This window comes from Falsirhodobacter sp. alg1 (genome assembly GCF_000739715.2).
In the GTDB taxonomy this organism is placed as follows: Bacteria; Pseudomonadota; Alphaproteobacteria; order Rhodobacterales; family Rhodobacteraceae; genus Falsirhodobacter.
In genome coordinates this window covers 1-915 of sequence record NZ_BBJC02000030.1, presented here as the reverse complement: position 1 = coordinate 915, position 915 = coordinate 1, and the positions used below count along the sequence as shown (strand labels likewise).

The following is a 915-nucleotide window of genomic DNA, read 5'->3' as shown; positions in this document are numbered from 1 at the left end:
GTTGGAAACCGCTTTGCAGACTCCGGACTGCTCGGTCAGCCTTCTCCTGCTGGATCTGGATGAGTTCAAGACGATCAATGACACGAGTGGGCCACGTATTTCGGCGATGTCTTGCTACATCAGGTCAGTGAGAGGATGCGGCGTATTTGATACGTAAAACCCCAGATTGTTCTGTCGGTCTTGGGCGGGGATAGTAATTTGTCTTGTCTTCTGGTTAAGGGAAAACGGGCGGGAGGACACGCCGACGGCCTATCGCCCCACGATCGTCGGCCTATTGATTATTGCTCGCCCCTATCAGCTCTCGGATCGACGGGTTGAAATTGGATGTTCTATCGGCCTTGTGAATGTACCCACTCCATCCGTCGATGATGCACAGGAACTGTTCAAGCGAGCCGATATTGCGCTCTATCGGGCCAAAGCGTCGCGTTCAGACCGTATCTGCGTATTTGAGCCGTTCATGCAGGGCGAATTTGATGACCGGACGCTACTTGAAAGCGATCTGCGAAAGGCAATCGGGCAGGGTGAAATCGAGGTCGCCTATCAAGTTCAGGTTTGCGTCAGAACGGATGAATTGCGTGGCATCGAGGCATTGGCACGTTGGAACCATCCGACACGGCACCTGCGTATCAACCATTACAGTGCGGCGTGTAGCGAAATCAGTCATGGCAAGCTCGTGTTCGGTTGCGCGATGCCGTCTTCCTTACATATTTGAATAGAAGCGGCAATGCTGTGTTCACGATCCGAAGGCGCGCATCGCGCGAACCTCAAAGGATTTCAGGATGGGCCGTGCGGGGGCGCCATATGCCTCCCAGTTGTTTGCCAGGGCGGGCAGGGCGCGGCGCAGGCGGTTCTGCCCGTCATTGCCGATCATCTCCAACCCCGGGGATGCAGGGTGAAAGCTGCTGGCAAATGAAT

1 protein-coding gene and 1 pseudogene are annotated in these 915 nt (G+C 55.2%); one reads left to right on the top strand and one right to left on the bottom strand.

Features of this window, described 5'->3' with window-relative positions; genetic code table 11:
* Positions 1–274: 274 nt before the first annotated feature.
* Positions 275–712, top strand: a complete 438-nt coding sequence (locus TR36_RS13950) for an EAL domain-containing protein (RefSeq protein WP_192841369.1) — start codon at positions 275–277, stop codon at positions 710–712.
* Positions 713–733: 21 nt separating this feature from the next.
* On the opposite strand, the pseudogene TR36_RS15820 reads toward TR36_RS13950, so the two are convergent.
* Positions 734–915: pseudogene (locus TR36_RS15820) on the bottom strand (hypothetical protein); the annotation flags it as partial.